Consider the following 16,826-nt stretch of genomic DNA (forward strand, 5'->3'; position numbering starts at 1 on the left):
ACAATTTTTTAGTTCATTGCTTCTGCTTCACCTGTATAGACAACTGCTTTAGTAGCTTCAGGAGATGTTGGATATTCATCAGAAATTTCAGTGAAATGCTTTAATGCTTTATCTTTATTTCCAACTTTCAATGCCATCACACCCGCTTTCAGAAGAAAACGTGGCGCTGTAAATTCGTTTGCACGCATGGTTGCAGCTTCCTCATAATATTTTAAGGCTTCTTCATTTTGATCTAATTGTGCAAAAGCATCTCCAATTCCTCCTTTTGCTAAAGGAGCTAAAATTGCATCGTCACTTTTAAAGTCATCTAAATAATCGATCGCTTTTTGGTAATCACCAGAATTTAAGTAAGACATTCCTGCATAATAATTTGCAAGATTACCCGCCTTTGTTCCGCTGTATTCATCTGCGATATCTACAAATCCGTATTTTCCTTCTCCACCATTCAATGCTAGTGTATATAGCGAATCACTTTCTGTACCGCTCAACGCTTGTTCGAAATAGGTCTGCGCCTGAAACATTTCGTTCATAGCTTCGGTTTCTTTTGGCTTCTGTATAAATTGCTCATACGCCAAATATCCTAATACACAAACTGCTACAATCCCAATAAATCCTAGAATGAATTTTTGGTTTTTTTCTACCCATGCTTCGGTCTTGGAAGCTCCTTCATCTAAGGTATTAAATACCTCTGCTGTTGTGCTTTCTTCTTCGATTTGCGATTCCTTTTCAACTTTCGTTCTTGGTTTACCGCCACGTTTCTTATAGGTTGCCATAGTTTTATTTCTTGAAGCGCAAAAATAAAATATTTATTAGAATTTTAAAGGGAAAAGATTCCTTATTTTTCGATAATTTGCAGGTTCGTATTTTGTGTTTTTCTGAAGCAATAATACGACCTAAAAAATATGTAATAAATTCATTTACATGATCTTAGAAAAAATATCATTACTTAACTATAAAAACTTTGAAGCAGCCTCTTTCGATTTCGATCCAAAGATCAATTGTTTTGTGGGCCATAATGGTGTAGGAAAAACCAACGTATTAGACGCAATCTACCATTTGTCTTTCGGAAAAAGCTATTTCAACCCCATTACGAGTCAGAACATGAAACACGGCACCGATTTTTTTGTTGTGGATGGTCTCTATGAAAAAGCAGAACGCCCCGAGAAGATTATCGTAAGCGCTAAAAAAGGACAAAAAAAAATTATTAAGCGCAATGGGAAAGCGTACGATAAATTTAGTGAGCATATTGGTTTTTTACCCTTAGTTATTATCTCTCCGGCTGATCGGGATTTAATTATCGAAGGCAGTGACACGCGCAGAAAATTTATAGATGGAGTGATCTCACAAGGGGATGCCACTTATTTAAATACCTTAATTAAGTATAACAAAGTATTGGCCCAACGTAACTCGTTACTAAAGTATTTTGCCGCAAACAATACGTTCGCTACCGATACGCTAGATATTTATAATGAACAACTGCATGAATTCGGAACCTTATTATATGGCAAAAGAACTGCATTTCTGGAAGACTTTTTACCCATTTTTCTAGAACGCTATCAATCGATTAGTAGTGGTGATGAAACTGTAGGACTCACCTATCAGAGTCAGTTATCCGAGAGCGACCTGCTTACTTTGCTTCAAAAAAACATACACAAAGATAAAATTACGCAATACACAAATTTCGGGATTCATAAAGACGATCTAGTTTTTGAGATCGATGGGCATCCAATTAAGAAGTTCGGTTCGCAGGGACAACAAAAATCGTATCTTATTGCTTTAAAATTAGCACAATTCGATTTCATTAAAAAACAAAATAAGGTAACTCCAATTTTGCTATTAGATGACATTTTCGATAAATTAGATGAGCAACGCGTAGAGCATATTATTACTTTAGTAGATAATGAGAACTTCGGACAATTATTTATAAGTGACACCCATGCCGAACGCACCGAACAAGTCATAAAAAAAGTACATCAAACCTATAAAATGTTTCCTTTGTAAAAGAAATAGCCGTTTTATTAATTACAATTCTATATGAATGGTCTTAAAGGAAAAACCTTATTTCATAAGTGCTTGATAGATCTTTAAAGTTTTTACTGCCGTTACATCTGCATTAAATTTATCCTCGAAAAGCGCATACGATTGTTCTTTAAATTGTTTCTGAAGCATAGGATCTTCCAACAAAGTCTTCGTCTTTTCAGCAAGTGATTTATAGTCTTTCACTTCGGCTGAAAATCCATTAACCCCATCTTCAATTACTTCTGGGACTACACCTACGCGTGTACTTACAACTGGAATTTTTTTATAAAAAGATTCATAAACAGTGAGGGGACCTCCTTCGCGTTGAGAAGACATTATAAAAACATCGAATTGTGCCATAAGATCTGTAGCATGATCTTGATAGCCTGCTAGAGTTACATAATTGCTAATTTCTAAGGCTTCGATCTGCGCTTTAAAGCCGTCGGTTAGGTTTGTAAATTTTCCTATTTGCAGTAAATGAACATCTTTGTAATTCAATTCATGAACCAAATAGTGCATCATATTAAACAATGTTGAAAGGTCTTTAGCATCAAATTGGTTAGCGATGTTACCAATAATCTTTAGGTGCTTCGGAATATTGAACAGCTCGCGAACCGAATCTGTTCGCTTTGGCACTAACCGCTCCACGTTAATTCCATCGTAAACCACCTCCAATTTCGAATGATTCTTTGGTTTAATTACCCCATCTTTCATAAAAGTGCGAACTGCTTCAGAAATACAAATTATCTTATGAAGATTTTTATAATTGTATTTGTAACGACTTAAAAAACTCATGCTACTACCCATCCCCTTTTTTGAAAATACGGTAGGTTTCTTTAAACCGTACAAAAGATCAGAAATTACATAGGTAGTCACTGCATTACTGGAATGAAGGTGCAATATATCGGTTTCGGTATTTTTCAGAATAGTTTTAAGAAATTTATAATTGGCGAACGTATTCATTTTTTCACCTTGTGCTTCAATAAAAGGAATTCTATGTGTTGCAGCATATGTATGTAAAGCACCATCTGTTACCCCAAAAATAGCATTCTGAACTCCTATTTTTTCCAATTCAGGAATAAGATCGACCATTTGCTGTTCATTTCCTCCCCAACTTCCAGATCCAGAAATATGTAATACCTTCATGTGTGCTGCCTTAGTTTGTCACAAATATATAGTAATTTTGCGGCAAAGAATTTTGCAGATAAGTTTGATACTATTTATACAACAGAATAGTAATTTTTAAACCATTAAGCCAGTTAAACGGGCGGTTTATGTAAAGATTAATCTTTTCAAAATGAGATATGCATAACGAAGTAACAATATTCAATCCTCACGAACGGAAAGGAACAACTTAGAAACACAAACACATGAATACTGAAATACACAATTGCTTAGAGACATTAAAACGTGGCGGACTCATTCTCTATCCTACCGATACTGTTTGGGGGATTGGCTGCGATGTAACTCATCCCGAAGCAATAGAACGCATTTATAAACTTAAACAACGGGTTGATAGTAAAGCACTCATTTGTTTGGTTTCCGATTTTAAAATGTTGAATCAGTTTGTGGAAGAGATTCCTGAAGTGGCGTACGATATTCTTAAATATGCTGTACAACCCACCACTATTATTTACGACGATCCAATACGAGTGGCTGAAAATTTAATTGCAAATGACAATACCCTGGCATTTCGAGTGACACAAGATGAATTCTGCAAAAAATTACTTCGAAAATTCCGCCGTCCTATTGTATCTACTTCGGCTAATATTAGTGGTCAAAAAACACCGGGAAGTTTTAAAGAAATCCCAAAAGAGATTTTGGAAGGCGTGGACTATGTCGTAAATTTGCATCGCGATAAAAGAAGCGAAAAACCTTCGGCTATTATTAAGCTAGGGAAAGATGGAGGCGTTAAAATTATTCGGAAATAAATCGCTTTTTAAAGTTTTTAATAGTCGATATAAATCTTAAAATATCATTGTTAAAGCTTTAAAAAGTTATACAAAACAACGAACCAAATATTACGCTGAGTCTATTTAATCAGCCAAATTGATTTTAAAAGTTACATATTTTTGACAACACAAAACTACAAAACCGCCCTCCAAAACCCAGTATTTAGAACGGTTTCGAAAGCTACCTCAAAATTACAATTCGATAGCTACGTGATTGGTGGTTTTGTACGTGATTTTATATTACAACGGGGGGATGCAAAAGACATAGATATTGTAACGGTAGGAAATGGTATCGAATTAGCACAAGAGGTTGCTCTTTTACTTCCTGGTAAACCAAAAGTGTCTGTTTTTAAAAACTACGGTACTGCCATGTTAAAAACCGCCGGTATCGAACTGGAGTTTGTAGGGGCTCGAAAAGAATCGTATTCTGAAGAAAGCCGAAATCCAGAAGTAGAAACTGGAACGTTAGAAGATGACCAAAACCGTCGTGATTTTACAATTAATGCGCTTGCCTTAAGTTTAAACGAAGACACCTTTGGAGACCTTCTCGATCCTTTTAATGGTATTGAAGACCTTAAGAAGAAAATTATTCGTACTCCGTTGGATCCAGATATTACTTATAGCGACGATCCCTTACGAATGATGCGGGCTATTCGGTTTGCAACACAGTTAGATTTTACAATAGAGGCAAAATCGTTAGCGGCAATTACTAAAAATGCCGACCGTATCAAGATTATTTCGAAAGAACGTATTGTAGATGAACTTCATAAAATACTTGCTTCGGAAGTTCCCTCGAAAGGATTTGCGTTGTTACATAAAACAAAATTGCTCCCATACATACTACCCGAATTAGTAGCATTACAGGGAATTGACGAAAAAGAAGGACAACGACATAAAGATAATTTCTGGCATACACTGGAAGTGGTTGATAATATTGCGCAAACTACCGATAATCTTTGGTTGCGATGGGCAGCATTGTTACACGATATTGGGAAGGCGCCTACGAAACGCTTCGATAAGAAAATCGGTTGGACGTTTCATGCACACGAATTTGTAGGTTCGAAAATGGTGTATAAATTATTCAAGCGTTTAAAAATGCCGTTAAATGACAAGATGAAATTTGTTCAGAAAATGGTGTTGATGAGCTCGAGACCTATCGTTTTGGCTTCAGAAGTGACCGACAGTGCCGTCCGCCGTCTCATCTTCGATGCGGGGGAATATGTGGAGGATTTAATGACGTTATGTGAAGCGGATATCACGACAAAGAATCCCAAGAAATTCAGAAAATATCACAATAATTTTCAATTGGTACGCGACAAAATAGTTGAAGTAGAAGAACGAGATCATGTACGTACTTTTCAACCGCCAGTGAGTGGGGAAGAAATTATGAAAACCTTCGGACTAAAACCATCTCGGGAAATTGGGGTTATTAAAGAAGCGATCAAAGAAGCGATTTTAGAAGGTGAAATTCCTAATGAATACGAAGCCGCAAAAGCGTTTATGCTACAAAAAGGAACTGCTATTGGATTAGAAGTTGTGAGTACTGAGTAGTGAAAAGAAAATTGGAAATTCTAAAGAGATGAAAGACAACAAAAAAGTTATCTATTGGTTGCTCACTGGATGTGTTTTAATTTTTATTATGGTCGTTGTTGGTGGAATTACCAGACTAACTCACTCCGGACTTTCCATTTCAAATTATAAATTAATTAGTGGTACCATCCCTCCAATGAATGAAGTGGAATGGCAGGAAGCCTTCGACCTATATAAACAATATCCAGAATATCAGAAACTCAACAATCATTTCGGACTTGAAGATTTTAAAGACATCTACTTCTGGGAATGGTTTCATCGCGTAATTGGTAGATTTATAGGAGTTGTATTTATAATTCCATTTCTCTACTTTTTAATACGCAAACAGCTTACAAAACCGACAATTAAAAAATGTATTGTTCTATTGCTTTTAGGTGGATTCCAAGGGTTTTTAGGATGGTATATGGTATCTAGCGGACTGGTCGATCGTCCCGACGTGAGTCATTATCGTCTTGCCATGCACCTTACTACAGCATTTATTACTTTTGCTTATACTCTTTGGGTAGCACTCGACCTGTGGTATCCTGTTAAAAAAGAAATTGACACAGGATTTAGAAATTTGATACGATGGGGGTTAGTTGTATTAATAATTCAAATAATTTGGGGTGCATTTGTTGCTGGTTTGGACGCAGGTTGGATTCACAACCACTGGCCCTTAATGAACGATGGAAAACTAATTCATGAAACCGTTACTATCGAACAACAACCTGTCTGGAAAAACTTTGTAGAAGGCAAAAGTGGAGTTCAATTTGTGCACCGTTATTTGGCATATATTGTTGTTGCCTTTATTGCAGTAATTGGGTATCGCTCTAGAAAACATACAAAAACACTTCAGCAAAAAACAGGAATACAACTCTTAGTGGCACTCGTAGTACTACAATTTCTATTAGGTGTGTGTACGCTCATTTTTCAAGTACCTGTAGTGTTGGGTGTTTTGCATCAAGTCGTCGCTTTTTTCCTACTTGCAGCCATGACATTTAGCTTACATCGCTTTAGTAGATAATACATAAAACTACTATTGAAAATTCATTAGGATTCGTTTCCAAAGAGACAATAAATTGTAACTTTGTACTCTTATATTTTTACCTATGATTTATCGTTTTAGAATAATACTGGATGCAACTGAAGACATTTTTCGAGACATCGAAATAGAAGCTTCTAGCACATTAGAGGAATTTCACAACGTAATTACACAATCCTTTGGATTTGCCGGACAGGAAATGGCATCTTTTTATGTAAGTAATGAAAAATGGGAACAAGGAGAAGAAATCGCTTTATTCGATCTAAGTGAAGGAGAGAATACAGTTCGAATTATGAGCGACACATTACTAGAAGATACAGTTTGGAAAGAACAAACTAAATTAATTTATGTGTACGACTTTCTTACTATGTGGACCTTTCTAGTAGAGCTTGCAGAAATTACCGATTACGAAGAAGGACAAACGTACCCCAATTTAATGTTTGCCGTAGGGGAAATTCCCGAATATGCTCCAGACAAAGAATTTATTGGTGACGATCCCGAACTAGATGCCGAATTTTCGGAAGATTTCGATCTAGACCCAGAAGATTACGACGAATTAGATTTTGACGAAAACTGGAACTAAGTGGGCCTATTTACTTCCTTTTCTAAACGATTCTTTCTGAAGGGCTTTTTTCTGAAATGCCTCTCATCAGCTGTATTCGTATGCTTTAGCGTCACAGTTTTTTCGCAAGTTCCAGAAAATCACACCATCACGATTAATGGTGAAACGTTCGAATACACTTTGGGAACCCCATTTAATTATGAATCTAAGAAAAAAGGAACGATCAACATTAAGGTAGACCAAAAACCCATGCAAACCTATAATGATGGCATCATACAGTTTCAATATGGTATTAATTTTCCTGTTTCTGAAACTTTGCTAGATGAAGGCGTAAAACAAATTTCATCGATAAGCTCATCTGGCCTAGGTGTTTTTATTCAAGAATATGAAGGCATAGATCCCTCGTTAATGCTTGACCTCATGCTAAATGAAGTTACTAAGGAAAGTGTAGAATATGGTTATTCACAAACTGTAACTCCTGTTGAGATCATCTCAAAAAACGGAAAAAAACTCACTGGAAAAAAAGCAATTCTAGAATATCAAGGAATGACAGACGAATGGACCGTGGTCACCTATAGCTGGAAAGATGCTGGCGTGCTTATTGTTAGCATGGCAACCGATGTAAACAATACAAATAAAAGTTCCGATTATATAAACTCATTTTTTAATTCATTAGAAATACTAGCAGAAACCCCATGATCAACTTATATAGTACTCATATATCGTCCCTTTCCATTCATCGCGTAGGTAACAAGAGTCGTAACGAATCGTTGCTACTTTCCTCAGAGCCTTATAAAATGGATGACGAGATCACACCGCTATTAAAAGAATTTTTTCTGAAACCGTTTCGCGATAAAGAAGAGAACTACTACCATTTTGAACATGAAAGCGATTTAGAATTTCACGAATTGTACAGGGCCGCTTCTAAAATTTTTTCGAATCCAGATACCATTCATGAACAAAGTAAAAAAATAACAAGACACTTATTCGACCAATCGAATCATCCGCACATTAAAAGCGGAGAAGTTTATGTTGCCTTTCTTGAAGGAGTTCAGATCGACAATGTAAAAATGAATGCAATAGGCATCTTTAAATCGGAATTAAAACAAGATTTCCTTAAATTTTCAGAAAAAGAACATCAATTAGAAGCCTACCTTCAGCAAGGGGTTAACTTAAACAAACTTGACAAAGGATGTCTTATTTTTGAAGCAAATAAAGAAGAAGGATATAGAATACTCTCTATAGACAGCAATCGCTACGATACCAAATACTGGCTGGAAAGCTTTTTAAATGTAGCAGCTTCCGAAGACGACAATTTCTACACCAAAAAATATTTAAAATTCTGTCAGGATTTCGCCAAAGATGTCGTACTTCCTGCTGAAGATAAAAAAGAAGAAGTAATGTTCATGAACCGCGCGGTTAATCATTTCGCAAAAAATGACAACTTCGAGGAAACCGCTTTTATGAATGAGGTGATCGATAATCCAGATCTCATTCCAGAATTTAATAATTACAAATTCGAAAAAGCCCCCAAATACAGCATCGAAGACCTTACCACCTTCCCTATCGCCAATACTGCAGTAACGGCAGCACGTAAAAAAATAAAGAATGTAATTCAGTTGGATACAAACATTCAGATTAAAATGGATTTCATCAATCCCGAAAGTGCCGATAAATTTGTGGAAAAAGGATGGGACGAAGAAAAACAAATGTATTACTATTTGGTGTATTTCAATAAAGAGCAGAAATCGTAAAGAGTGGATTTTTAAAAAATGTGACAATTCAATTGCTGCATGTATCGAAAACTAGTGTGAGCGATCATCTTGTTGGAACACCACAATAGAACTACCACATACCAATGTATTCTGAATTTGCTAAAAAAATACTAGAGCTTCAAAAGAGAGACCTTGAATTAAGAGAACTCCTTATAAAAAAGGGACACTTTCTGAAGGCTACCATCAGGAAATGGAAGCGGTGCACCTACAGAATGCAAAGCAGTTGAACGAGATCATAAAAACCATCGGATTCCCCACGATTGAAGCTGTAGGAAAAGAGGCAAACGAAGCCGCATGGTTAATTATTCAGCATGCTATAAGTGACCCCGCATTTATGAAAAAATGCTTGAAACTTCTAGAACAAGCAGTTAACGAAAACAAAGCCAATCCCATTCACTTAGCGTATTTAAGTGATCGTATTGCTGTATTGGAAGGCAACCCACAGCAATACGGTACTCAGTTCGATTGGGATAAGAATTATCAGCTCAGTCCAAACAAATACGACGACCTACTAAAAGTAAACGAGAGAAGAAAGTCTCTTGGCCTTAATTCGCTCGAGACTCAAACCCTTCAAATACGTGAGCGGGCTCTTCACGAAAATCAATCACCCCCAAAAGATCTCCATAAAAGAAATGCAGAGAGAAACACGTGGTTAAAACGAGTGGGATGGTTAAAATAATATAATTTTACAGGGAACCTCATTACCTTACAAATTCGAGTCCGATAATGTAACTATGATGTAAAGATGTAACAAAACTAAGCTTCACTCGTCATACAGATACAACCACCAAAACTTTTCTTTTGAATACAATTCTCACAATCAATAATCTCACCAAACGATTTGGCACTTTAACTGCAGTCGACGATCTTTCTTTTACGATTGAAAAAGGAAATGTCTACGGAATTCTAGGCCCTAACGGAAGCGGAAAATCTACAACCCTCGGCATCGTACTCAATGTTGTGAATAAAACTGCCGGGAACTTTCATTGGTTCGACGGAAGCAGCACCACGCATGAAGCTCTTAAAAATGTGGGTGCCATTATTGAGCATCCCAATTTCTATCCATATATGACGGCGGTTCAGAATTTAGAACTCGTCTGTAAAATAAAAGGAGTTGCTAAAGAAAAAGTGGAAGAAAAGTTAGCAATCGTAGATCTTTTAGAACGAAAGGATAGTAAATTCAAGGAGTTTTCACTGGGAATGAAACAGCGATTAGCGATTGCTTCCGCCCTTTTAAATGATCCGGAAATTTTAATCCTCGATGAACCAACCAACGGACTCGACCCACAAGGAATTCATCAAATTCGAGGCATTATAAAAAACATTGCTTCTCAAGGAACTACTATTTTACTGGCTTCACACCTCTTAGATGAAGTTGAAAAAGTATGCACGCATGTGGTTATTCTTCGGAAAGGAAAAAGTTTGTATACCGGCACTGTCGATGGAATGAATGCAAGTCACGGATTTTTAACGCTTCAAAGCAACGACATGAATGCTTTAGAGGCAGCGATGCAAGGACACCCTTCATTTGGCACCATGAAACGGGAGGCAGATTCATTAATCGTATATCTGAAGGAACCGATGGATGCTTCCGAAGTAAACCGCTTGCTATTCGAAAAAGGAATAAGTCTTTCTCACCTCGTAAAACGAAAAGAAAGTCTGGAAGAACAATTTTTGGAACTGACTAAAAAACAAAACTAACGCCATGCTTCGACTCCTTTCTATAGAATTACATAAATTACGATTCAGCAGATCTACGAAAATAATTTCGGCGGTCTATTTTATATTAATCACCTTTATCGCATTGATCGCCTCCATTGAATTTAGCTTTGGAGGTGTCAACTTTCGAATCGCCGATCAAGGAATTTTTAATTTTCCTTTTATCTGGCACTTTAACACGTACATTGCTGCAATTCTCAAATTTTTTCTTGCCATTGTTATCGTTTCCATGGTTTCGAACGAATACAGCTTTCGTACCCTAAAACAGAACCTCATCGACGGATTGAGTAAAAAAGAATTTATTCTTTCTAAATTTCTTACGGTGTTATTATTTGCTGTGATCTCTACACTATTTGTGCTAATTGTATCGATAATTTTAGGGATGAGCTTTTCAGACAAGTTAGAATGGGATGTTATTTTTTATGACCTGGATTATTTAGGTGCTTATTTTCTTAAACTTGTGGGCTTCTTTTCTTTTTGTTTATTCTTAGCGGTATTAATAAAGCGGTCTGCTTTTGCACTTGGTTTCTTATTTATTTGGTTCATTCTCGAACAAATAACCTATGCGATGATGAAATGGTGGATCTTTAAAGGAACCGATATTGCCGACACCATTACACAATTTTATCCGCTGGAAGCCATGTCTAACCTTATTAAAGAACCTTGGACCCGACTAGGTTTGGTGCAAACCGCTGCAAGTCAGTTAGGAGAAAGTTTCACTAAAAACTACGAGGTGCAGCTGTTGCCTATTATTGTAGTTTCAGTTTGGACTGTTATTTTTATCTACGGTGCGTATGCGCTATTGAAAAAACGTGATTTATAGGAGTAAGGATTCAACCGCAACAGACACGCTTCAGAAGTAAATAATACTTATATTTAACTTCATTTCCAGCGTCTGAATGATGTTAAAGAACATACTTTACTTATTATTTATTTTAACCCCACTCCTTGGTTGGGCGCAAGAAGTGAGTTTGTTTCAGCAATTTAACGGTCAGTTCGACTATACCGCTTTTGGAAATACTTTAAATCCAGATGAAAACGGCAGTACGGAAGAATGCATGATTTTTACTGAAAGCAGTGCCGATTTTCAATTAGAAGCTGGGCAGCAAGTTGTGGCAGCTTATTTATATTGGGCGGGTTCTGGCAGCGGTGATTTTGAAGTTGAATTGAATGGCAGCCCTATTACTTCGGAACGGAATTTCAGTTATATTTTCACGGCAACAAGCGGAAATATCTACGAATATTTTGCGGCTTTTGCAGACGTCACCAATATCATTACGACCACTGGAAATGCCAATTATACACTTTCAGAATTAGACCTCACCGAAGTCATTCCCTTGTATTGTAATCCGATAGGAAACAGCACCAACTTTGGAGGCTGGGCGATCACGGTAATTTACGAAGATGCTTCGCTACCACTGAATCAAGTAAATATTTTTGACGGACTCGAAGGAGTTTCAGCAACCAATACGGTAATCACGATAGAATTAAACAACCTCAACGTACTTGATAATGAGGGTGCAAAGATTGGTTTTCTTGCTTGGGAAGGCGACAGCACACTTGCTAATAATGAAACACTCCGGGTAAATGGAAATACCATTAGTAACCCTCCATTAAATCCTGCCGATAACGCATTTAATAGCACCAATAGTTTTACGAATTCTTCGGAATTGTATAATATGGACATCGATTTTTATAACATCGAAAACAACATCAGTCCCGGAGATACTAGCGCTACTATAACGTTAACTTCAAACCAGGATCTGGTAATGATCAACAACATTGTAACGGTACTTAACTCTGAATTGCCCGATGCTACTATAGAAATTGATGAAGCAACGGTTCCGGACGAATGCGGTAACAGAGTGATAGAAATCAACTATACGGTTTACAACTTAAATAGCACCGATGAATTACCATCGAACACTCCCATCGCTTTTTATGCAGATACAACACTGGTAGGGCAATCGCAAACTACGACACCTCTCCCTATTGACGGATCGGAATCTGGTACGATCACACTTACCATTCCCGAAAGTCTTCCACCCGACTTTACGCTGCGGGCCGTCGTAGATGACAACGGTACTGGTACTGGAATTATAAACGAAAGCAATGAAATTAATAACGATTTTACTATTGAAATTTCATTAACCGTCTTTCCTGTTATTACTTCATTAATAAATCTTACAGAGTGCGATGTAGAAGGGATTGAATTATTTAACCTTACGGAAGCAATTACTACTACGAATAATACTGATAGTATTTCTTTTTACCTATCGGAAGAAGATGCAATGAGCGAAAATGACCCCATCAATACAACGGAAGCTTATGAAAATACATCAAATCCTCAGACTATCTTTTTCAGGGCAGAAAATGAAGATTGTTTTTTAATAGATAGTTTTCAAATTGAAGTGATTACTTGCCCATTACCCGACGGCATTATTGCGATAGACAATAATTTAAATGCCTGCCGAAGAAGAGACCTCACGATACAATATACTGTAAGAAATATTGGAACGGCCCCATTGCCTGCAACAACGCCCATTACCTTTTATGCCAATTCAGAGTTGATCGCACAAGCGCAAACACAAAACAGCATTCCGGCAGGTGGTAGTGAACCGGGTGTAGTAATGGCTGTACTTCCCGAAGAAATTTCCGATGATTTTATAGTCACTGCTGTAATTGATGATGACGGTACCGGAAACGGACAAGTCATAGAACTGATAGAATCTAACAATACGGTTAATTTACCGGTTAGCTTTGGCAGCATCCCTCCTATTTCAATGCTTCCCGATCTTTTACTTTGTGATACTGGCGGGAATTCTGCCGTTTTCGATTTAACGGTGCAATCACCTCTTATTGTAAATACTGATACCGATGGGGTACAGTATTACCGAACGTTGGATGATGCAATTTCAAACACAAATGCCATTGTAAATACAGAAAGCTATCAGAATATTTCAGATCCACAAACCATCTATGTACGACTCGAAAATGAGATATGTTTCACAACTGCCTCCTTTTTGCTCTCTACCGAAAATTGTGCTCCTTTTGTACCTCAGGGGTTCTCCCCCAATGGAGATCGCATTAACGACCTATTTGAAATCACAGGACTAATCAATGTGTTTGATGAGTTCGAATTATTTATTTACACCCGAGAAGGAAATCTTATTCATACCGCTACAAATAAAGATGGATTTTGGAATGGCATCGCCACGCAAGGACTTTTATTCACAGGAAATGTAGTGCCTGTAGGAACCTATTATTATGTACTTATTCTTAACGATGCAGAATTTAAAGCACCCTTAACAGGGTTTGTTTACATCAATTATTAAAAAAGTGGTACATTTCGCACTTAATCTTCTTTTATGAAATACATATTATCGGTACTGCTTTTACTTTTTATTTTTACAGTTCATGCACAAGAAAATAGTTCCGAGAACTCAATACAGAATACTGCTCAATCTTATATTACAGCAAATTTATTAGTCCCTTTTGGTCCCTATACTCCAAGATTTCGGGTAGGGTATATTCAGGTCCTATCACCCCGTTACCGAGCAGGTATCGATATTGGCTACGGAAATGAATCGCTGAGCTTCTTAGCTATTGGAGATAATGCAGGAAACGATTATAAGCTATTCGAAATACGACCGGAATTTTATTTTATACTGAATCCTACCCGAAAAGGGAATCATTACATTTCTGCGGAAGCATTTTATCTTTATCAAGAAGAAACCCCCATCGACGACAATTACCAATCTGAAGCTACTGGCAATTACGTCCAATTTGATAGAGCTGATTTTGAACGAAAAAAATACGGGCTACACATAAAATACGGTGTATTTTTTCCGTTTACTGAAAGTTTTGGTGGCAATGCCTACGCAGGAGTTGGCTTTAAGGTACGTGATAACACCTATAGCAATGTGATAAATCCGCGTAGTAATGAAGATTATTTTAATGATTTTGCAGTTTTTGAAAGATATAGGGAGTATGAAGGGGTTGAGACAAACATAGATTTCTCTTTGGGCTTTAAATTATATTATAGCTTTAACTAACAGAATCATACCATTCTCAATTTCTATTAACACCCCATAGTTTATAATTTCTTTACAACAATTCTGTTGTGCTTTTCCTTATTTTTACCAAGCAAGGAAGCATACGTATGAAATTTAAAATAAAATCAGAATTTAAGCCTACTGGTGACCAACCTGCTGCCATTAAGTCGTTAGTGCAAGGTATTGAGGCAAATGATAAATACCAGACCCTTTTGGGAGTAACAGGAAGTGGAAAAACCTTTACAGTTGCCAATGTGGTTGAGGAAATTCAAAAACCCACACTAGTACTAGCGCATAACAAAACACTCGCTGCACAGCTCTATACGGAGTTCAAAAATCTATTTCCAGATAATGCGGTAGAGTACTTTGTTTCTTACTACGATTATTACCAACCAGAAGCATTTATTCCTACCAGTGGGACCTATATAGAAAAAGATCTTTCGATTAACGAAGAAATTGAAGTAATGCGACTTAGTACGACTTCTTCCTTACTTTCCGGGCGTCGTGATGTACTTGTTGTAGCTTCAGTAAGTTGTTTATATGGTATTGGGAATCCGGTGGAATTTCAAAAGAATGTAATTAGTTTAAAAAAAGGCGAGGTCATTTCTCGAACAAAACTCTTGCATCAACTCGTACAAAGTTTGTATTCAAGGACCGAGGCAGAATTTAGTCACGGTCGTTTCAGAATAAAAGGAGATACGGTAGATGTATTCCCAGGGTATGCAGACCATGCTTTTAGAATACATTTTTTCGGAGATGAAATTGAAGAAATTGAGGCATTCGACCCCAAGAATAATGAGGTGGTGGAAAAATACGATCGCTTAAATATTTATCCGGCGAATATGTTTGTGACCTCCCCAGAAGTATTACAAGGTGCGATTAAAGAAATTCAAGACGACCTTGTTAAGCAAGTGGATTATTTTAAAGAAATTGGGAAACATCTGGAAGCAAAACGTCTTTTAGAGCGTACCGAATTTGATTTGGAAATGATTCGTGAATTGGGTTATTGCAGCGGAATCGAGAACTATTCCCGATATCTTGATGGTAGATTACCCGGAACACGTCCCTTTTGTTTGCTAGATTTCTTTCCAGACGATTATTTAATGATCGTAGACGAGAGTCATGTTTCTATTCCACAAGTGGGTGCGATGTATGGTGGGGACCGATCACGAAAAGAAAATTTGGTAGAGTATGGATTCCGTTTGCCAGCGGCAATGGATAACCGCCCGTTGAAGTTCGAAGAGTTTGAAGCCATGCAAAATCAAGTGATCTACGTAAGTGCCACTCCAGCAGATTACGAGCTTGAAAAAAGTGATGGAGTCTATGTAGAGCAAATTATTCGTCCGACAGGATTGTTAGATCCACCCATTGAAGTCCGTCCAAGTTTGAACCAAATTGATGACCTTTTAGAAGAAATTCATTTACGCATCGAAAAAGACGAACGCGTATTAGTTACCACCCTAACCAAACGAATGGCTGAAGAACTAACAAAATACTTAACTCGTGTACAAGTTCGCACTCGTTATATTCATAGCGATGTGGACACCTTAGAGCGGGTAGAGATCATGCAAGATCTGCGCTTGGGCTTATTCGATGTGTTGGTTGGAGTAAACTTATTAAGAGAAGGGCTCGATCTACCAGAAGTATCGTTGGTTGCAATTTTAGATGCGGATAAGGAAGGTTTTTTAAGAAGCAATCGTTCCCTGACTCAAACCGTGGGCCGAGCTGCGAGAAACTTGAACGGACGAGCAATTATGTATGCCGATAAGATTACTCGAAGCATGCAGGAAACTATCGATGCGACCAATTATAAACGAGAAAAACAAATCGCATATAATAAAGAACACAATATCACTCCAACCGCTATTAAAAAATCGTTCGAAAATTCCTTGACGAAATCGAAGCAGGAAGCGTACATGCTTGAAACCATCGATTCGTTAGCGGCGGCTGAACCAGAAGATCAATATTTAACAAAGCCTCAGGTTGAGAAGAAGATCCGCGATACTCGAAAAGCGATGGAAAAAGCAGCTAAAGAACTTGATTTTATGATGGCAGCCAAATTGCGGGATAAAATTAAAACGCTTCAGAAGAATTTAGAAGAAGTGTAAGGCTTCGGAAAGTTTAAAGACCGAA

The 16,826-nt window shown here is 37.3% G+C and carries 15 protein-coding genes; 13 read left to right on the forward strand and 2 right to left on the reverse strand.

Features of this window, described 5'->3' with window-relative positions; genetic code table 11:
- Positions 1-8: 8 nt before the first annotated feature.
- Entirely contained in the window at positions 9-773 is a 765-nt protein-coding gene (locus ULVI_RS01300) for a tetratricopeptide repeat protein (protein ID WP_068588723.1), read from the reverse strand.
- 148 nt (positions 774-921) lie between these two features.
- Between ULVI_RS01300 and recF the strand changes: the two genes are divergently transcribed.
- Positions 922-2,001 (forward strand): DNA replication/repair protein RecF, encoded by a 1,080-nt coding sequence (gene recF, locus ULVI_RS01305; RefSeq protein WP_068588726.1) that lies wholly within the window; start codon positions 922-924, stop codon positions 1,999-2,001.
- 57 nt (positions 2,002-2,058) lie between these two features.
- On the opposite strand, the gene ULVI_RS01310 is transcribed toward recF, so the two are convergent.
- The gene (locus ULVI_RS01310; protein ID WP_068588729.1) at positions 2,059-3,165 is read right to left on the reverse strand and encodes a glycosyltransferase family 4 protein; all 1,107 of its coding nucleotides are present in this window, start codon (positions 3,163-3,165) and stop codon (positions 2,059-2,061) included.
- Positions 3,166-3,389: 224 nt separating this feature from the next.
- Between ULVI_RS01310 and ULVI_RS01315 the strand changes: the two genes are divergently transcribed.
- The 12 genes from ULVI_RS01315 (at position 3,390) to uvrB (ending at position 16,801) form a co-directional block, all read left to right on the forward strand.
- Positions 3,390-3,950: an L-threonylcarbamoyladenylate synthase gene (locus ULVI_RS01315; protein WP_068588733.1), complete on the forward strand. Its 561-nt coding sequence runs from the start codon at positions 3,390-3,392 to the stop codon at positions 3,948-3,950.
- Positions 3,951-4,091: 141 nt separating this feature from the next.
- A complete protein-coding gene (locus ULVI_RS01320; protein WP_068588737.1) occupies positions 4,092-5,522 on the forward strand; it encodes a CCA tRNA nucleotidyltransferase in 1,431 nt (476 codons plus the stop codon).
- A gap of 28 nt (positions 5,523-5,550) precedes the next feature.
- A complete protein-coding gene (locus ULVI_RS01325; RefSeq protein WP_068588740.1) occupies positions 5,551-6,564 on the forward strand; it encodes a COX15/CtaA family protein in 1,014 nt (337 codons plus the stop codon).
- Between the two features lie 85 nt (positions 6,565-6,649).
- Positions 6,650-7,165 carry an IS1096 element passenger TnpR family protein gene (locus ULVI_RS01330; RefSeq protein WP_068588742.1) on the forward strand — a complete coding sequence of 172 codons (516 nt, stop codon included), beginning with the start codon at positions 6,650-6,652 and terminating at the stop codon, positions 7,163-7,165.
- On the forward strand, positions 7,166-7,843 hold the full coding sequence (locus tag ULVI_RS01335) for a hypothetical protein (RefSeq protein WP_068588744.1): 678 nt from the start codon (positions 7,166-7,168) through the stop codon (positions 7,841-7,843).
- Entirely contained in the window at positions 7,840-8,898 is a 1,059-nt protein-coding gene (locus ULVI_RS01340) for a nucleoid-associated protein (protein WP_068588747.1), read from the forward strand. Before ULVI_RS01335 ends, ULVI_RS01340 begins: the two co-directional genes overlap by 4 nt.
- Positions 8,899-9,109: 211 nt before the next feature.
- A complete protein-coding gene (locus tag ULVI_RS01345) occupies positions 9,110-9,598 on the forward strand; it encodes a DUF6624 domain-containing protein (RefSeq protein WP_197463465.1) in 489 nt (162 codons plus the stop codon).
- Positions 9,599-9,720: 122 nt separating this feature from the next.
- Positions 9,721-10,620, forward strand: coding sequence for an ABC transporter ATP-binding protein (locus ULVI_RS01350; RefSeq protein ID WP_068588750.1), 900 nt, complete (start codon positions 9,721-9,723; stop codon positions 10,618-10,620).
- 4 nt (positions 10,621-10,624) lie between these two features.
- Positions 10,625-11,461: an ABC transporter permease gene (locus ULVI_RS01355; protein ID WP_068588753.1), complete on the forward strand. Its 837-nt coding sequence runs from the start codon at positions 10,625-10,627 to the stop codon at positions 11,459-11,461.
- 76 nt (positions 11,462-11,537) lie between these two features.
- Positions 11,538-13,973 (forward strand): T9SS type B sorting domain-containing protein, encoded by a 2,436-nt coding sequence (locus ULVI_RS01360; protein ID WP_068588756.1) that lies wholly within the window; start codon positions 11,538-11,540, stop codon positions 13,971-13,973.
- 33 nt (positions 13,974-14,006) lie between these two features.
- Positions 14,007-14,693, forward strand: coding sequence for a hypothetical protein (locus ULVI_RS01365; RefSeq protein WP_068588759.1), 687 nt, complete (start codon positions 14,007-14,009; stop codon positions 14,691-14,693).
- A gap of 107 nt (positions 14,694-14,800) precedes the next feature.
- Complete coding sequence (uvrB, locus tag ULVI_RS01370) at positions 14,801-16,801, forward strand: excinuclease ABC subunit UvrB (protein ID WP_068588985.1); 2,001 nt, start codon at positions 14,801-14,803, stop codon at positions 16,799-16,801.
- The last annotated feature ends 25 nt before the right edge of the window (positions 16,802-16,826 follow it).

The organism is Cochleicola gelatinilyticus, from assembly GCF_001637325.1.
Taxonomy (GTDB): domain Bacteria; phylum Bacteroidota; class Bacteroidia; order Flavobacteriales; family Flavobacteriaceae; genus Cochleicola; species Cochleicola gelatinilyticus.